The sequence below is a fragment of the Flavobacterium notoginsengisoli genome (assembly GCF_042686225.1).
GTDB classification, from domain to species: domain Bacteria; phylum Bacteroidota; class Bacteroidia; order Flavobacteriales; family Flavobacteriaceae; genus Flavobacterium; species Flavobacterium notoginsengisoli.
In genome coordinates, this window is the sequence record NZ_JBHUOT010000013.1 from 13308 (window position 1) to 32457 (window position 19150).

The window sequence follows — 19150 nt, forward strand, 5'->3', positions numbered from 1 at the left end:
AAATTTTTAAAAGCACTAAAATAAAGAAGAATAATGAATTTGAACGTTGTTAGTTACTATTGAAAGTATAATTTTCTAAAAAACTTGATTCGAATGTTTACATTTGTTGAAGATTAAGCTGGTTTAATTGCCTTATTATTTCAAATTTATAAATAATGAAAAAATACTTCGGTGGCGTAGTTTTCGCCTTTTTGATTGGTTTCAATGCCAATGCTCAGGGACTTTTGAATAAGTCAGAAACGGTTTTTACACATCAGGACACTTTGCGCGGAAGCATTACAAAAGAAAGAGCTTGGTGGGATTTAAAATATTATCATTTGAATGTAAAAGTAAATCCTTCTGAAAAATCAATTTCCGGTTCTAATACAGTTCGTTATACTGTTTTAACAGAAAATAACAGAATGCAAATTGATTTGCAACAACCAATGAACATTACAAAAGTAACTCAAAACGGAAAAGAGCTAAAGTTTGAAAGAGACGGTAATGCTTTCTTCATTACTTTGAATGAAAAACAGAAAGTGGGCGACACTAAAGAAATTATAATTTCATATAGTGGAAAACCAAAAGAAGCTGTAAAAGCACCATGGGATGGGGGATTTTCTTGGAAAAAAGATAAAAATGGAAAAGATTTTATAGCAACATCTTGTCAGGGTTTAGGCGCGAGTGTTTGGTGGCCTTGTAAAGATCATATGTATGATGAAGTTGAAAATATGTTAATCAGTGTGAATGTTCCCGGAGATTTGACAGAAGTTTCAAATGGAAGATTGCAAAGTGTCAAAAAGGAAAAAGACGGAACTAAAACCTTCAATTGGTATGTTTCAAACCCAATTAATAATTACGGCGTAAATATCAACATTGGAGATTATGTGAATTTCTCTGAAGTATTTAAGGGAGAAAAAGGCAATTTGGATTGTAATTATTATGTGTTGAGAGATAATTTAGCTTTAGCTAAAGAACATTTTAAAGATGCTCCAAAGATGCTGAAAGCTTTTGAAAATTGGTTTGGACCATATCCGTTTTATGAAGACAGCTATAAATTGGTTGAAGTGCCGTATTTAGGAATGGAACACCAAAGTTCTGTAACTTATGGAAATCAGTATAAACAAGGTTATTTAGGAAAAGATTTAAGCGGAACCGGTTGGGGATTGAAATTTGATTTTATAATTATTCATGAGTCTGGTCACGAATGGTTCGCTAACAATATCACGTATAAAGATATTGCTGATATGTGGATTCATGAAAGTTTCACTAATTATTCTGAAAGTCTTTTTCTGGAATATTATTATGGAAAAGAAGCTGGAGCTGAATATGTTATTGGATGCAGACAAAATATCGAAAATGATAAACCCATTATTGGTCATTATGACGTAAATAATGAAGGATCTGGAGATATGTATCCAAAAGGAGCAAACATGCTTCATACGATTCGTCAGATTATTAATGATGATGCAAAATGGAAATCGATCTTAAGAGGTTTAAATAAAACTTTTTACCATCAAACCGTTACTTCAAAACAGATTCAGGATTATATCAATGAACAATCAGGAGTTAACTTCAACAGAGTTTATGCACAATATTTGACAACAACCAAAATTCCTGTTTTTGAATATATGTTTAAAAACGGAACTTTAGGTTACCACTGGACAAACTGCGTTTCTAAGTTTGATATGCCTGTAAAAGTTAAAATTAACGGAGTTGAAACTGTACTGAAACCAACTACAGAATGGCAGTCTGTCAAAACAGATAATGAAGACAGAAAATTGGAAGTAGATAAAAACTTCTATGTAACAACTTCTAATATCATAGAATAGATTTTAATTCTTTAAAAAGTTCTGACGAATGATTCGTAAATTATTTTTAGTACTAATAAGCATAATTTTAATTTCTTGTATATTTAAAAGAAAAGAGAAAAGTAATGTTTTATTAGAGAAAAAAGATTCAATTGTTGTTCGTCAGGATTTTAAAAAATATTTTGACTCTTGTGGAGTTACAGGTTCAATTGTTATTTATGATAATGTAAAGCATAAATGGATTTTGTCTGATACCGTTGATACGAATGTTCAGACATTGCCAGCTTCTACTTTTAAAATTGCGAATCTTCTCATTGCGCTTGAAACAAAAACAATCAGCAGTGAAAATGATGTCGTAAAATGGGTAGGAACAACAGATACTGTAAAATACGGTTACAGGCCTGAAATTTATCATGATATGACAGTAAAAGAAGCTTTTGAAGTTTCCGCTGGCTGGGTATTTATAGAATTGGCGAAGAAAATTGGGAGAAAAAATTACGAAAAGTACCTAAAGTTATGTCGATACGGAAATGTCAATCTTTCTCAAAAAGATAGCGACTTTTGGAACTTTGGTGATTTTGCCATTTCGCCTGTTAATCAGATTGAATTTGTAAAAAAGTTATATGAAGAAGAGTTACCTTTTTCAAAGAGAAATATGCAGATTGCAAAAAATGTAATCCTAAGTGAAACAGGTTCTGATTATAAAATTTATTCAAAAACCGGATGGACTCGCGAAAAAGGTTTCAATATCGGCTGGTGGGTAGGTTATATTGTAAAAGAAAATGGAACTTATTTTTTTGCTACCAGACTTTTACAAAATCGAAACAGTAATCGAGCTGATTTCGGAAGTTGTCGAAAGGATATTACCAAAAAAGTGTTTAAGGAATTGAAAATTAAGAGTTTTTAAGAAATTGTTTTTTAAGATATTAAACCCAACAGGTTTTAAAACTTGTCAGGTTTATTTTTTTTTTACATAGTTTGTCATTTCGACTGAAAGGAGAAATCACACTCGAAACTCTACAAAGATTGGCGATTATCTTTGCAGAAATGTTAGTTTGATTTCTCCTTTCAGTCGAAATAAAAAAAAGGTTTTAAAAACAATAGTTTTTAAAACCTTTTTTATTGGAATTTTAAAAAATTGGAATTTAAACCTATCGATTGTTCAACTTCGCTTTTTCCTTTATAATATCGGCAATTTTTCTGTTTTCGATTTTGCTTTCCAGCCACGAAATGATATCTAAATATAAGAAAGCTCTTTTTTCGTAAGTATTCTTTTCAAGCTCAACAAAACGAGCGTGCATTTTTTTGAATTCTTTCTTAATGTCGGCAGGATAAAAGTTGTTTAAATTTCTAAGGAATTTGATGATTTCTTTCTGGACTTCATGTAAATCATTCATTTTCAGTAAGAATTTGTAGGTGCTTTTCAGATGATTCTCTAAGTAATAATCTTTTCCAAGTTCATAATGTGCAATTAAAGATAACAATCTCGCAAAACACATTAAATCTTCACGCATTGTTAAGTTCTTGTTATTAATAATTTTATCTAAATAATTGATGCATTCGTTGTATTTTTCGATACCAAAATAAATAGAAGCAATTTTATAGAAGAACACCATTTCGTGATGCTCATCAAGATGTTCACTATGAATCTTAAGCTTACTTAAAATCTCAGGAATTAAATATTCGCTTTCTGCGAAAGTACCTGCTAAAATATGCAGATTTAATTTGTTGTTGTAGACATATAGGAAAGATAGTGATGCAAGATTGTCATTTGTTGGAAATTTAGGATCTGCAATGGTTTCTTCCAGAAGATTAAGGTATTTCTTGAAATTAGATTTATATTTTAGCATATAAAGGGATTCTAAGAAATAATGATTTCCTTTTAAAAAGAATACAGGATTCAAATAAATCATGTTCGGATTATCATAGAATAATTGTACCCATTTATAAGCATATTTATAACTGGCCAAAAAGTCTTGAACCAAAAAGCTTCGCCAAAGATTAGCATTGTAAAACCAGTATTTTTCGCGAAAGCCAAATTTACTTTCATCTAGTTTTGCAATATGTCTATTGAAATAATCGTCTATATATTTATATTCTTCATCACTTTTTACGTAGCCGGTTTTTAGCATTATTCCGTATAATTGAAGCGATAAATTCGATAATTTACTTGAAATGGTATTTCGGTAGTTTAATTCTTTAGCTTGAACAACCAATTCGTCAGCACGGCCTTGAATACTTCGGGTAATATATTGCGATTCGATCAGTTTTTCAAACTCAACAATTTCATACGCCATATATTTTTCATCATTTTCAAGCGCCTGTTGTTTGGTTTTGTCTAAAATTTTTAAACTCTGTTTGTATAATCCTTTATTATAAAGAATAACAGCAAAATCCATTTGTTCACGAAGCTGATAACGAATATTCTGGCTCGGAATATTCAATCGGATACTAACTAAAATTTGTTTGTATAAGTATGATTTTAAGTTAGATAGCTGTACCTTTTGAATTACACCACTCTTGAGAATGAGTTTTTCATCATACACTTCAGATTTATCCAAAATGTTGAATAATTCGATAAATTTTGTATTTGAACTCGTCTCTAATCGGCTTGCAAAAATTTTAAACTGCCTTTTTTCTGATTTCGAAAGTGATTTGATTAAAACAAATAAGAAATCTTTTTGATGGTTAGCCATTGTAAAAAATAATAATGTAACTTATTGATAATAAAGAATTTAATAAGGTATAAATCGTTTTATGAACAGTATAATTTCATTAAAATGAATTTCGTACTGCGATAGTACAATATATATTTGTTATCAAGATGTGAAATTACATTAAATTAATGAATATGAATAGAGAGAAAGTTCAAATTTTTGACACCACTTTGCGAGATGGTGAACAAGTTCCAGGATGTAAGTTAGATACTAAGCAAAAATTAGTTATCGCAGAACGACTAGACAAAATGGGAGTTGACATTATCGAAGCAGGTTTTCCTGTGTCAAGTCCGGGCGATTTTTTATCGGTCTCTGAGATTTGTAAAATTGTAGAAAATGCAACCGTCTGCGGATTAACAAGAGCCGTAAAAAACGACATTGATGTTGCTGCAGCTGCTTTAAAGCATGCTAAGAAACCTAGAATCCATACTGGAATCGGAACTTCAGAATCTCATATACTCCACAAATTACAAACTACGCCTGAAGATATTATTGCCAGAGCAAAATATGCTGTATCTCACGCAAAATCTTATGTAGAAGATGTAGAATTCTACGCAGAAGATGCTGGTAGAACAGATAATGCGTTCTTAGCAAAAGTTTGTGAAGAGGTTATTAAATCCGGAGCTACAGTATTGAATATTCCTGATACTACAGGATATTGCCTTCCGGAAGAGTATGGTGCAAAAATTAAATACTTAAAAGAAAACGTAAAAGGAATCGAAAACGTAATCCTTTCATGTCACTGTCATAATGATTTAGGAATGGCAACTGCAAATTCTATAGCAGGAGCTATCAATGGAGCGAGACAAATTGAATGTACTATTAATGGTATTGGTGAAAGAGCTGGAAACACAGCACTTGAAGAAGTGGTAATGATTTTCAAACAACACCCTTATTTAAATTTAGACACAAACATCAATACGAGAGAATTAAACGAAATGAGCCGTTTAGTTTCTGAAAGTATGGGAATGATTGTACAGCCAAACAAAGCAATCGTAGGAGCTAATGCTTTTGCGCACAGTTCTGGAATTCACCAGGATGGTGTAATCAAAAACAGAGCAACTTACGAAATCATGGATCCGCTTGAAGTTGGTGTAAACGAATCCTCAATTATTTTAACTGCAAGAAGCGGAAGAGCTGCTTTGGCTTATAGAGCTAAAAAAGTAGGTTACGAGCTTACAAAAACACAATTAGACATTGTATATATTGAGTTTTTAAAATTCGCAGATATAAAAAAAGAAGTAGTAGACGCAGATATTCATCAAATTATCGAAGCTTCTAAAATTGAAGGAGAATTAATTAGAAGCTAATTAAAACAAGGATTAGGAACAATATTAGGATTTAAATACATAAAGAACGAGACGTTATGAATTTGAAAATTGCAGTTTTGCCGGGAGACGGAATTGGACCTGAGGTTATTTTACAAGCAAAGAAAGCTTTATATGCTATTGCTGAAGTTTACAATCATGAATTTGTTTTTGAAGATGCGCTCATGGGAGCAGTTGCGATTGATAAAACAGGAAATCCATTGCCGGAACAGACACTAAATCTGTGTTTAAATACAGATGCAGTTTTGCTTGGTGCCATTGGTGACCCAAAATATGATAACAATCCAAATGCAAAGGTTCGTCCGGAGCAGGGATTGTTAAAGCTTCGTAAAGAATTAGGTTTATTTGCTAATATTCGTCCAATTAAACCTTACAAGGCTTTAATCGAAGCTTCTCCTTTAAAAAGAGAAATTATAGAAGGAGCTGATTTTACAATTTTCAGAGAATTAACAGGTGGTGCTTACTTTGGTGAAAAGACACTGAATGAAGAAGGAACATGCGCCTCAGATTTATGTGAATATTCAGAAGAAGAAATTACTAGAATTACGCATTTAGCATTTAAATCGGCACAAAAACGTCGTAAGAAGCTAACAATGGTTGATAAAGCAAATGTTTTGGAAACTTCAAGATTATGGAGAAAAGTAGTTCAGAAAGTGAGCGAAGAGTACTCGGATGTTAAACTTGATTTCCTATTTGTTGACAATGCAGCAATGCAGTTAATTCTGAATCCGAAACAGTTTGATGTGATTTTGACTGAAAACCTGTTCGGAGATATTTTATCTGATGAAGCTAGTGTAATTACAGGATCTATTGGTTTACTGCCATCAGTATCTTTAGGAGAAAAAAATGCTTTGTTTGAGCCAATTCATGGATCATATCCACAGGCAAAAGGAAAGAACATAGCCAATCCGATTGCTTCAATTTTAGCAGCAGCACTTTTGTTAGAGCATTTTGGATTAACTAAAGAAGCTCATGTAGTCTTTAAGGCGGTAGAAAAAGCAATTGAATACAAGGTAGTTACTGTTGATTTGAAACCAGATTCAAAATTTGGAACAAACGAAGTAGGAGAGTTCGTTTCTAATTTTATTTTCAGTAAAGATGATTTGCTGTATTTTAATAATGACAATGTAAGTATTGGGCAATCTACAATTGTTTAATATTTTCTGTTAAAAAGTGAAGATAATCACAAGAAGTATTTGAAATGTTGAGATTTTATTTTTTTAGTTCCATAAGTTTGTTTACTTTTGTAACACTAAAAAATTAAAGGATGCAAATCTCAATTATTATTATTTCTGTCGTTGTTGTCAATGTGATTCACACATCTGCATCGGGAATGTTATAAATATAATTGAAAAACTATATTATAAACCTTCCAAATACTGGAAGGTTTTTTTTTGAATAAAAAATTAAAAAAAAAATAAAACTATAATGGAATTAAATAAGTACAGCAAGACCATCACCCAAGATCAAACACAGCCTGCGGCGCAAGCAATGTTGTACGGAATTGGTTTAACTGAAGAAGATTTGAAAAAAGCACAAGTAGGTATTGTGAGCATGGGTTACGATGGTAACACTTGTAATATGCACTTGAACGATTTAGCAAAAGATGTTAAAAAAGGTGTTTGGGACGCAGATCTTGTCGGGCTTATTTTTAATACCATTGGTGTTAGTGACGGAATTTCTAACGGAACAGAAGGAATGCGTTATTCCTTAGTTTCTCGTGATGTAATTGCAGATTCTATTGAAACAGTTGCAGGAGCACAATGGTACGATGGTATTATTGCAATTCCTGGTTGTGATAAAAATATGCCTGGAGCATTGATTGCAATGGGTAGATTAAACCGTCCGGCGATGATGGTTTATGGAGGATCAATTCACTCAGGAAAATGGAAAGGTGAATCTTTGAATATTGTTTCTGCTTTTGAAGCTTTAGGAAAAAAAGTAAAAGGCGAAATTACTCCGGAAGACTTTAAAGGAGTGATTCAAAATGCTTGCCCGGGAGCGGGAGCATGCGGTGGTATGTATACTGCAAATACGATGTCTTCTGCTATTGAAGCCTTAGGTATGAGTATGCCTTACAGTTCTTCTAATCCTGCTTTAAGTCAGGAAAAAAGAGATGAATGCGTTGCTGCCGGAGCTGCAATGAGAGTTTTATTAGAAAAAGATATTAAGCCAAGAGATATCATGACTCGCAAAGCTTTCGAAAATGCTATTACAATTGTAGCAGTATTAGGAGGTTCTACAAATGCAGTTATGCACTTAATCGCAATGGCTCACTCGGTTGGTATCACAATAACTTTGGACGATTTTCAGGCAATTAATGACAGAACTCCTGTTCTTGCTGATATGAAACCAAGTGGTAAATATATGATGGAAGATATTCATGAAGTCGGAGGTATTCCTTCGGTTATGAAATATTTATTAAAAGTGGGACTTATTCATGGTGATTGTTTAACTGTAACAGGAAAAACAGTGGCAGAGAATTTAGCTTCGACTCCGGATTTACAAGATGGACAAGAAGTAATCCATGAAATTCAAAAAGCTTTAAAACCAACTGGAAATATTCAGGTGTTATACGGTAACCTTGCTTCTGAAGGAGCTGTTGCTAAAATCAGCGGAAAAGAAGGAGAGTATTTTGAAGGTCCTGCTGTAGTATTTGAAGGTGAATTTGAAGTAATTCCAGGTCTTCAGGCCGGAAAAATTAAACCAGGTAATGTAGTCGTCATCAGGTATTGCGGACCAAAAGGTGGTCCAGGGATGCCTGAAATGCTGAAGCCTACATCTGCTATTATTGGTGCCGGATTAGGAAGCAGCTGTGCTCTTATTACAGACGGTAGGTTCTCTGGAGGTTCGCATGGCTTTGTCGTAGGACACGTTACACCGGAGGCTTATGATGGTGGTGGTATTGCACTAGTAAAAGATGGAGATATAATCGCTATCGATGCTGTGAAAAATACAATCGACCTGAAAATATCTGAAGAAGAATTTGCAGCTAGAAAGGCAAGCTGGGTTCAGCCGCCATTGAAAGTGCAAAGAGGAGTTTTACTTAAATATGCAAGATCGGTTTCTAGTGCTTCAACTGGCTGTGTAACCGACAATTAATTTTAAAATAACAATATCAAAAAGCAAATTTCAACATCAATTAAAATTTTAAATTGATTTTTGACATTGAAATTGAAGTTTGATTTTTGAAAAAATATATACTATGAGAATATCAGGGGCTGAAGCCGTTATAAGATGTTTGTTAGAAGAAGGTGTAGACTTAATTTATGGTTATCCAGGTGGAGCTATAATGCCGGTTTATGATGAATTATATAAATTTCAAGATCAATTGCACCATGTATTGGTTCGTCACGAACAAGGTGCAACACATGCAGCTCAGGGTTATGCAAGAGCTACAGGAAAAGTAGGGGTAGCGATTGCGACTTCCGGACCAGGAGCAACTAATTTAGTTACTGGTATTGCAGATGCTCAAATCGATTCAACTCCAATGGTTTGTATTACAGGACAGGTTGGAAGACATTTATTAGGCTCTGATGCTTTTCAGGAAACTGATATTATTGGAATCTCAACTCCGGTTACAAAATGGAATTTTCAGGTAACTGAGGCTTCTCAAATTCCCGAAATTATTGCAAAAGCATTTTATATTGCTCGTTCTGGTCGTCCAGGACCAGTATTGATTGATATTACTAAAAATGCTCAGTTCGATGAGTTTGATTTTAGCTATGAAAAATGTACTGGTATCAGAAGTTATACTCCGGTTCCTAAATTAAATTTAAATAAAGTTGCTGAAGCAGCAGCTTTAATCAATAGTGCTAAAAAACCGTTAATTGTTTTTGGTCAGGGAATTATTTTGGGACAAGCTGAAGCTGAGTTTAAAGCTTTGGTAGAAAAATCTGGAATTCCGGCAGCGTGGACAATTTTAGGTTTGTCGGCTTTGCCAACAGATCATCCTTTAAATGTTGGAATGTTAGGAATGCATGGAAATTATGCGCCAAACTTAATGACAAATGAGTGCGATGTATTAATTGCTTTCGGAATGCGTTTTGATGACCGCGTTACAGGGAATTTAAATACTTATGCTAAACAAGCCAAAGTAATTCACTTCGAAATTGATCCTGCTGAAATTGATAAAAACGTTAAAACAGAAATTGCTGTTTTAGGTGATGTAAAAGAATCTTTAGCTGCTTTGCTTCCATTAATCGATGCTAAATCACATGATTTATGGCATAATGAATTTAAAGCATTAAAAGAAGTTGAATTTAATTCTGTTATTAAAGAAGAATTAAACCCAACAAATGGTAAGGGAATTTCGATGGGAGAAACTATTGAAATGATTAACAAACATTCAAAAGGTGATGCAATTATCGTTACCGATGTTGGTCAGCACCAAATGTTTGCTTGCCGTTATGCAAAATTTAATTCAACAAAGAGTAATATTACTTCCGGCGGATTAGGAACAATGGGATTTGCATTACCTGCTGCAATCGGAGCAAAAATGGGGAAACCAGAGCGCGAAGTTGTAGCAATTATTGGTGATGGTGGTTTTCAGATGACAATTCAGGAATTGGGTACAATTTTTCAGACTCAGGTTCCGGTTAAGATTGTGATTTTAAATAATGAATTTTTAGGAATGGTACGTCAATGGCAGGAATTGTTCTTTGACAACCGATATGCATCAACAAAAATGATTAATCCAAATTTTGTTGCTATCGCAGAAGGATACCATATAAAATCTAAAAAAGTAACACAACGTGAAGATTTAGACGAAGCAGTTGCAGAAATGCTGGCTTCAAAAGATTGTTTCTTCTTAGAAGTCATGGTGGAAAAGGAAAACAATGTTTTCCCAATGATTCCAACAGGAGCATGTGTTTCAGAAATTAGATTAAGCTAAAGAGAAAAGTTTCAGGTTTTAAGTTTCAAGTTTCAAGTTCTGCAGAGAACGTGAAACTTGAAACATGAAACAAAAAAAACTAAAAAACAATGGAAGATAAAACATTTACCATATCGGTATACTCAGAAAATAACGTGGGATTGTTGAATAGAATATCAGGAATATTCTTAAAGCGTCACATTAATATATTAAGTCTAAATGTTTCAGAATCAGAAATAGAGAATGTTTCTAGATTTATTATTGTAGTAAATACTACAGAGAAATGGGTTCAGAATATTGTAGGGCAAATTGAAAAACAAATTGAAGTGATAAAGGCATTTTATCATACAGATGAAGAAACTATTTATCTTGAAAATGCACTATTTAAAATAGCTTCAAGTTTGTTGTTTGATGAGAAACAAATTCAGAACATCATTAAAGAAAGCCAGGCTACAATTGTGACTGTTTCCCGCGATTTCTTTGTGATTTCAAAATCAGGGAGACGTTCTGAGATTGAAGAACTATATGCAAAATTTAAACCATACGGAATTATGCAGTTTGTACGTTCAGGAAGAATTTCGGTTTCAAAAGAGAAGATGGAAATTTCCTCTTTGTTAGAATCATTTACAGTTTAGCTATAAATTAATCAATTATAAAATTTCATTTCATTAAATATTAAAACAAAAATGGCAAATTATTTCAATACATTACCACTTAGATTACAATTAGAACAATTAGGAGTTTGCGAATTTATGGAGCAATCAGAATTTGCAGACGGAATTGCAGCATTAGCTGGAAAAAAAGTTGTAATTGTGGGTTGTGGAGCACAAGGTTTGAATCAAGGTTTAAACATGAGAGATTCTGGTTTAGACATTTCTTATGCATTGCGTGCAGATGCAATTGCAGAAAAAAGAGCTTCTTATAAAAATGCAACTGAAAATGGTTTCACTGTAGGAACTTATGAAGAATTGATTCCAACTGCAGACTTAGTTTGTAACCTTACACCAGACAAACAACATACAGCTGTGGTAACTGCTATTATGCCATTAATGAAAAAAGATTCTACTTTGGCTTATTCTCACGGATTCAACATTGTAGAAGAAGGAATGCAAATTCGTAAAGACATCACTGTAATTATGTGTGCTCCTAAATGTCCGGGTTCTGAGGTGCGTGAAGAGTACAAAAGAGGTTTCGGTGTACCAACTCTTATTGCAGTTCACCCGGAAAATGATCCAAACGGATTAGGTTTAGATCAGGCAAAAGCATACGCTGTAGCAACTGGAGGTCACAGAGCAGGAGTTTTAAGATCTTCTTTCGTTGCTGAAGTAAAATCAGATTTAATGGGAGAGCAGACAATTCTTTGCGGGTTATTGCAAACGGGTTCTATTTTATGTTTCGATAAAATGGTTGAAAAAGGTATCGATGCAGCTTATGCTTCAAAATTAATTCAATTTGGATGGGAAACTATCACTGAGGCTTTAAAACATGGAGGTATTACAAACATGATGGATCGTTTGTCAAATCCTGCAAAAATTGAAGCTTATGAATTGGCAGAAGAATTAAAAGATATCATGCGTCCATTATTCCAAAAGCACCAGGATGATATCATTTCTGGAGAATTCTCTAGTACAATGATGGCAGACTGGGCTAATGATGATGTGAATTTATTGAAATGGAGAGCTGCAACAGGAGAAACTAACTTCGAAAAAACAGCTCCGCAAGAAGCTCCAATTTCAGAACAAGAATATTTTGATAATGGAGTATTGATGATTGCAATGGTAAAAGCTGGTGTTGAATTAGCTTTCGAAACAATGACAGAGGCTGGAATCATTGAAGAGTCTGCTTATTACGAGTCATTACACGAATTGCCATTAATTGCAAATACAATTGCAAGAAAGAAATTATTCGAAATGAACCGTGTAATTTCTGATACTGCAGAATACGGATGTTACTTATTTGATCATGCATGTAAGCCTTTATTGACTGAATTCATGAAAAAAGTAGAAACAAATATCATTGGAAAACCATTTTCAACTTCAAATGGAGTGGATAATGCTGTTTTAATTGCTGTAAACAGAGAAATTCGCCAGCATCCTATTGAAGAGGTTGGAGCATGGTTGAGAGAGTCTATGACGGCTATGAAAAAAATTGGATAATTAAGAAATTGGGAATTCCCGCAGAATTGGATTCTGTGGGATTTGCACTGTATCAATGATTTGTAATATTTTGAATTAGTAAGCACTTATTAAGATAATAGATATAGATGCATATTGCATTCACTTAACTTCTGTAAGAGTAAGTTAAGTGAAGCTGATCCCTTATAATGGGGTATATTTTCAAAAAAAATATACTTGTTGAAATTTCTGTTTTAATTAATAATGATGCTGCTATTTTCAAAATAGAGAAAAGTATTGTAAAGCAGTTTACAAGATTAATTGTTATTGAAATTTGTTAAATTTAAAAAGGCATAATATCTGTATATTATGCCTTTTTTTGCCTTTCAATTTTGGTTTAAAAAGTAAAATTTTAAATCAAATGCAAATAATTATCATATTTTATTAAAGAAATGTTTTTATTTGGTAAAATTTATGAATTAAATTATTTTAAGAATACATCCAGATTTAATACATTTATAAAAAATTCCAAGAAACAGATGAGCTATTACAAAATTGAAAATTTAGAACAATATTTCAAGCATTACAATAAGTCAATAAGAGAGCCAAGAAAATTTTGGGGAAAAATAGCCGAAGAAAATTTCACATGGTACCAACAATGGGAAAAAGTAGTTGATTTTAATATGGCAGAAGCTGAAGTAAAATGGTTTACTGAGGCTAAAGTTAACATTACAAAAAACTGTATCGACAGACATTTAAGCAAAAGAGGAGATAAAACGGCCATTATTTTTGAGCCAAATGACCCTTCTGAAGAAGCTTTACATATAACGTATAACGAATTATACGAAAGAGTATCTAAAATGGCAAATGTTCTCCGTGAGCAAGGTGTTCGCAAAGGAGACAGGGTTTGTATTTATTTGCCAATGATTCCGGAACTAGCTGTTTCAGTACTAGCTTGCGCCAGAATTGGAGCGATACATTCTGTCGTTTTTGCTGGATTTTCTGCTTCTGCAGTTTCTGCCAGAATTAATGACTGTGAGTGTAAAATGGTCATCACTTCAGATGGTGGTTATAGAGGAAATAAAACAATTGACTTAAAAGGAATTGTTGACGAAGCTTTAGAAACTTGTCCATCTGTAACAAAAGTTTTAGTGGCTAAAAGAACTAATACTGATGTCAAAATGAAAGAAGGCCGTGATATTTGGTTACAGCCATTATTAGAGACTGCTCTGGATAATAGTGTTGCTGAAATTATGGATGCAGAAGATCCATTATTCATTTTATATACTTCAGGCTCTACTGGCAAACCAAAAGGAATGGTTCATACTACAGCTGGTTATATGGTCTATACGGCTTACACATTCAAGAATGTTTTTAGCTATGAAGAAAATGATATTTTCTGGTGTACTGCAGATATTGGATGGATTACAGGGCATTCGTATATATTATACGGACCATTATTGAATGGAGCTACAACAGTAATATTTGAAGGAGTTCCATCTTATCCTGATTTCAGCCGTTTTTGGGAAATTATCGAAAAACATAAAATTACTCAATTTTATACAGCACCAACAGCTATTCGTTCGTTAGCGAAAGAAAGTTTGGATTATATTCAGAAATATCCTCTTAAATCACTTAAAGTGATTGGATCTGTTGGAGAGCCAATCAATGAAGAAGCCTGGCACTGGTTTAATGACCACGTAGGTGATAAGAGATGTCCGGTTGTGGATACCTGGTGGCAGACAGAGACAGGTGGAATCATGATTTCTCCTATTTCTTTTGTTACTCCTACAAAACCAACTTATGCTACTTTACCGTTACCAGGAATTCAGCCTGTTTTAATGGATGAAAAGCGTAATGAAATCGAAGGTAATCAAGTTGTTGGAAGTTTATGTATAAAATTCCCTTGGCCAGGAATCGCAAGAACAATCTGGAATGATCACGATCGTTATAAAGAAACGTATTTCTCTGCTTTCCCTGGGAAATATTTTACCGGAGACGGGGCATTAAGAGATGAAGTTGGGTATTACAGAATTACCGGTAGAGTAGATGATGTTGTAATTGTTTCTGGTCACAACTTAGGAACAGCACCAATTGAAGATGCAATCAATGAGCATCCTGCAGTTGCAGAATCTGCTATTGTTGGTTTCCCGCACGATATTAAAGGAAACGCTTTGTACGGTTATGTTATTTTGAAAGAAACCGGAGAAGTTAGAAACAAAGAAAATTTATCTAAAGAAATCAATCAGTATATTGCAGATCACATTGGACCAATTGCTAAATTGGATAAAATTCAATTCGTATCTGGTTTACCGAAAACACGTTCTGGAAAAATTATGCGTAGAATTTTACGTAAAATAGCCGAAGGAGATTTCTCTAATTTCGGAGATACTTCGACGTTATTAAATCCGGAAGTTGTAGAACAAATTATGAAAGAAAGAATTTCTTAAGTAATAAAAAAAATGCCTCTTAATTTTAAGAGGCATTTTTTTTTATTTATTTAATTCCCAATCTTGATTTTAGTTTCAAAAATAAGAGTCCAATCCTGTAAGCATCTTCAGAAGAAGAGTTACGATCACTTTTTGGGATTTTATAAATTTCACATAAATCGTCTAAAGAAAACTGTTTATCATTTATGTCTGTAAGTTTTCTGTACATTACATCAACATCTAAAGCCTCATTTTTTAATCGGCCACAATCTAGACGCTCTAAAGCAGCATTAAGCATTTCGACATCAAAATTAATATGATGTCCTACCAAAATTGAATTTCCGATAAAATTCACGAAAGCTTCCAAGGCGTCAGGCTCCGGCATTTTCATCATTTTACTTTCAATAATAAATTCATTAGAAAGTCCGTTATCCTGAAGGTATTTATATTGTAGCAGAACAGTTTCGAAGCTTTCTTTTATAACAATACTGTCGTCGATAACAGAAAAAGCTCCAAGAGATAATATAACATCTTTATCGGGATTCAGCCCTGAGGTTTCTGTTGATAAAACAACAAACCTGTTAGGTCTAGTTTCGAATTTTGTTAAATAATCTTTCCAGAATTCCGGATAGTCTTTATTAATATTTTTAAGCCAGTCTAGCATATTTTATGAGAATTGTGTCAATTGAAATTTACTCTTAATTAGTTCCTCGAGGTCTTTCATTGGGGCTAAAGCATTTTTTAGTTTCTCCTTATCTGTTTTCGACATTTCTCTTAAATTAATGTATTGACCAGAGTCGTCATTTTTTAATCCCTCAACAGTTCTGAATTTTGAAAGTGTTAGAAAAGCTTCAGCACAGCTTAAATAAATTTCTGCATTTTTAGAATCTGTTATTGCTAACTGCTTGAATCTTAGGTAGGTGTTTTGGATGCCTTTGATATTAGCATTCAAAATTAATAAACGTGCACCATCTATCAAAGGCATTAAGGCACGAGTTTTAATATCAAATTTTCCTTTATGTGGTCCTTCTTCTTCAACGATGAATTTTTTAAAGAAACTTAATGGAGAATTTCTTTTTAAAGCATCATTTCCTAAGAAATCAAAAAATAAAGTATTATTTACAGCATTCTTAAAAATAACATTTTCAATTGCTTCTTCAATTTTTGGCTCTCCAAAAACAATTTCATAATCAAAGAAAATACTACTCAAATCATTACTGTTTTCACCTGGAGTATTCATCCAGCTATTGTATTGTTTAGTCCAGTCACTCAGTGATTTACACCAAAGCATGTTACTGCCCATATGACCATTTGGACAATATTCATAGCCCACTTTTTCTAATATAGAAGTTGTTCTTTTTGCTAATCTTAAGAAATAATCTTTTACTTCTCGGTATTTTTCAGGAGTAACATCTTCGAAAATCAAAATACTATCCTGATCTGTTAATAAAAGTTGTTCTTTACGTCCTTGACTACCAATGCTTAACCATGCAAAACGTGCAGGAGGGGAGCCTAAATCTAAAATAGAAAGTTCTACAGCACGTTTAATAATAGCCAGATTGATTTCGCTTGCAATGTTGCTGACATGAGAAATCGGAATATTTTTCTGAATTGAATTCTGAATTAAGTCAGATAAGCGATCACGAATCTGTTTTAAGTCTTTTGGAAGCTGAGAACGCTTAATTTCTTTAATTAAAACACCAGGATTACTGGCTTGTGCGACAATAAGATCGTGTTCAGAAATTATTCCTTTTACGACAGATTTACTTGTACCATCTTTTGTAACACAAAGATGAGTAACATTATGTTTCAACATCAACAATTGCGCTTCTGCTAACGAAACATTTTCTAATACAGTAACAACCGGAGAAGACATGATTTTATCAATAGTTTCAGTAATAGGATAGCGGCCTGTTGCAATTTTTGAAGACAAATCAGCATTGGTAACAATGCCAATTGGATGATTTTTTTCGCAAATAATAATGTTATCCACCATAGACTCAGTCATTAAAATCGCAACATCTTTCACAATATGACTGGCCTGAGTTGTTAACGGCGAATTATTATAGTTAAGTGACTGAATATATTGCATTTCTGACTGCTGATCGATATAATCCGCATCAGAAACAAGCTTACCATTTGAACTAACACTGTCTTTTGTATGACGTGAATTTACCGCAAAACTCTCTAATAAAAAGTTTAAAACATCTGAATTATTAGCAACAAAAGGTCTAAAAACCGCGATTGGAATAGCATAAATGATACTTTCTTCACGTGCTTTAGCCGTCATCATGTAGTTGTTTTTAGCAAAAAACGGACGTAAACCAAAAATATCACCTTCATGGCATTTATTTATAATAGTTTCCTCAGCGTCAGCAATTGTTGTAAGATTAATTACACCAGAAGCAACTACATAAAAACTATCATGTAGCGGGTCGTTATTTTGAAATAAGACTGCATGTTTTTCTAAATTAATGACACGAATATTAGTAGCAATATCTGATAATTCCTGAAAAGTTAAATTATCAAAAGGTTTGTATTCTTTCAAAAAATCAGCAATATGCTCAGCAACTGTATTCATACGTTTTTGATAAATTTTTTAATGTATTCAATGTAAAAATAATAAAATAAACTCTTACAATGAAAGCAACTTGATGAGAATCTGGCATATTTTAAAGAAATGTTAAGAATTACTGATAATAAGGCGTTAAAAGGTTTTTTTGGAATTAAAAAAGAATCAAATCATTTGCATGGATATTACAATAAATACGATTTATGAGAATCGTATAAAACGGAATTTATTTTATTTTTTTTCAAATATGAGATTTTAAGGAAGTTTTTTAAAAACTTTAATTTTAAAACAGTATACTATAAATCATTAAAACCATACAAAATTAAATTTATTGTTTTTTTTAATTATTAGATTCTCATAAATATTTCAATATTTGATTAAATCAAATTATCGGGATAATCAGATTATTTTGCAAAAGAAACTGATCGCTGAGAATCGCATAGAATTATTTTTCCTGATATTATTTCTGAATATTGAATTCTCACAAAGTTTTATTTCTATGTTTAACAAGATGAAGGGGGATTGTAAGTCTAATTTTTTTTATGAAATTAAAAAACCTATAAAAGAAAGTATAAATTTTCTATTTTACATAATATAAATTATAGTTCATTTGTGATGTAACTAATTAACATTAACCAATGGCTTTAAAACGTTCCTCTTTAGAGAATTACACGCTATTACTTGTAGAACTAAACAAGATGCGTCACACAAATTTCAATGCGAAAACATTTTTAAAAAAAATGCGCCCATTTTGCAAAACCTCTCATTTAAAGTTCAAAACATTATTCCTAAGAATCCGTGGATCAAATATAGGAATTACAATTAAAGTTTGTACGGATTGCTTTATAGTAACTCAATCTTTTTGTGTTCACGAATTTATTTTTTACTGCAATTCTCAAAAAACTCTGATTTCAAAACTTCTTAAACATAATCTGTTAATACCTTAATATATGTCAGCAATTACAGAATTAATACAAAAACGTGAGAATTTAATATTTGAATTAGCGAGTTTAAATTTTGATTTAAACGAATATTCTAAGCATCCAGTTGAAACTGTAGATTTAATTCAGCTAAAATTTCAGCATGATTTTCTAATTAGAGAAATTCAGCAACTTGCTCAAAAAATAAATGTTTTATTCAATTCTCAGGTAACCAATTATAAAACTAAATTTTTTGAAGCTGAAAAGAAAATCACAGAAGCAATTTCGAAAAAGGAATTTACTGTAAATGATTTACCTAAAAATCATTATTCACTGTGGCAAAATGCCTAAAAATTTCATTTAGCTACTCCCCTTTCGATTTTTTCAATTGTTGCCGTAGGGTATAA

Annotated in this window: 13 protein-coding genes; 10 read left to right on the forward strand and 3 right to left on the reverse strand. The window is 32.6% G+C overall.

Features of this window, described 5'->3' with window-relative positions:
- The first annotated feature begins 155 nt into the window (after nucleotides 1–155).
- Both ACFS3A_RS23075 and ACFS3A_RS23080 read left to right on the forward strand, forming a co-directional pair.
- The gene (locus ACFS3A_RS23075; RefSeq protein WP_379827927.1) at nucleotides 156–1811 is read left to right on the forward strand and encodes a M1 family metallopeptidase; all 1656 of its coding nucleotides are present in this window, start codon (nucleotides 156–158) and stop codon (nucleotides 1809–1811) included.
- Nucleotides 1812–1839: 28 nt separating this feature from the next.
- Complete coding sequence (locus ACFS3A_RS23080; protein ID WP_379827928.1) at nucleotides 1840–2697, forward strand: penicillin-binding transpeptidase domain-containing protein; 858 nt, start codon at nucleotides 1840–1842, stop codon at nucleotides 2695–2697.
- Nucleotides 2698–2941: 244 nt separating this feature from the next.
- Here ACFS3A_RS23080 and ACFS3A_RS23085 read toward each other — a convergent pair whose 3' ends face one another.
- Nucleotides 2942–4486: a hypothetical protein gene (locus tag ACFS3A_RS23085; RefSeq protein ID WP_379827929.1), complete on the reverse strand. Its 1545-nt coding sequence runs from the start codon at nucleotides 4484–4486 to the stop codon at nucleotides 2942–2944.
- 155 nt (nucleotides 4487–4641) lie between these two features.
- On the opposite strand from ACFS3A_RS23085, the gene ACFS3A_RS23090 reads away from it, so the two are divergent.
- The 7 genes from ACFS3A_RS23090 (at nucleotide 4642) to acs (ending at nucleotide 15272) form a co-directional block, all read left to right on the forward strand.
- Nucleotides 4642–5817, forward strand: a complete 1176-nt coding sequence (locus ACFS3A_RS23090) for a 2-isopropylmalate synthase (RefSeq protein WP_179004526.1) — start codon at nucleotides 4642–4644, stop codon at nucleotides 5815–5817.
- A 56-nt stretch (nucleotides 5818–5873) separates the two neighbouring features.
- On the forward strand, nucleotides 5874–6992 hold the full coding sequence (gene leuB / locus ACFS3A_RS23095; RefSeq protein ID WP_379827930.1) for a 3-isopropylmalate dehydrogenase: 1119 nt from the start codon (nucleotides 5874–5876) through the stop codon (nucleotides 6990–6992).
- Between the two features lie 271 nt (nucleotides 6993–7263).
- Nucleotides 7264–8937 carry a dihydroxy-acid dehydratase gene (ilvD, locus tag ACFS3A_RS23100; protein ID WP_379827931.1) on the forward strand — a complete coding sequence of 558 codons (1674 nt, stop codon included), beginning with the start codon at nucleotides 7264–7266 and terminating at the stop codon, nucleotides 8935–8937.
- Between the two features lie 103 nt (nucleotides 8938–9040).
- Entirely contained in the window at nucleotides 9041–10729 is a 1689-nt protein-coding gene (gene ilvB, locus ACFS3A_RS23105) for a biosynthetic-type acetolactate synthase large subunit (protein WP_379827932.1), read from the forward strand.
- Nucleotides 10730–10818: 89 nt separating this feature from the next.
- The gene (gene ilvN, locus ACFS3A_RS23110; RefSeq protein WP_379827933.1) at nucleotides 10819–11343 is read left to right on the forward strand and encodes an acetolactate synthase small subunit; all 525 of its coding nucleotides are present in this window, start codon (nucleotides 10819–10821) and stop codon (nucleotides 11341–11343) included.
- Nucleotides 11344–11394: 51 nt separating this feature from the next.
- A complete protein-coding gene (gene ilvC / locus ACFS3A_RS23115; protein WP_379827934.1) occupies nucleotides 11395–12864 on the forward strand; it encodes a ketol-acid reductoisomerase in 1470 nt (489 codons plus the stop codon).
- Between the two features lie 497 nt (nucleotides 12865–13361).
- Nucleotides 13362–15272, forward strand: coding sequence for an acetate--CoA ligase (acs, locus tag ACFS3A_RS23120; protein WP_379827935.1), 1911 nt, complete (start codon nucleotides 13362–13364; stop codon nucleotides 15270–15272).
- Between the two features lie 46 nt (nucleotides 15273–15318).
- On the opposite strand, the gene ACFS3A_RS23125 is transcribed toward acs, so the two are convergent.
- Nucleotides 15319–15915 (reverse strand): 3'-5' exonuclease, encoded by a 597-nt coding sequence (locus ACFS3A_RS23125; protein ID WP_379827936.1) that lies wholly within the window; start codon nucleotides 15913–15915, stop codon nucleotides 15319–15321.
- A gap of 3 nt (nucleotides 15916–15918) precedes the next feature.
- On the reverse strand, nucleotides 15919–17832 hold the full coding sequence (locus ACFS3A_RS23130; protein WP_379827937.1) for a DUF294 nucleotidyltransferase-like domain-containing protein: 1914 nt from the start codon (nucleotides 17830–17832) through the stop codon (nucleotides 15919–15921).
- 941 nt (nucleotides 17833–18773) lie between these two features.
- Between ACFS3A_RS23130 and ACFS3A_RS23135 the strand changes: the two genes are divergently transcribed.
- Nucleotides 18774–19094, forward strand: a complete 321-nt coding sequence (locus ACFS3A_RS23135; RefSeq protein ID WP_379827938.1) for a hypothetical protein — start codon at nucleotides 18774–18776, stop codon at nucleotides 19092–19094.
- Nucleotides 19095–19150 lie beyond the last annotated feature (56 nt).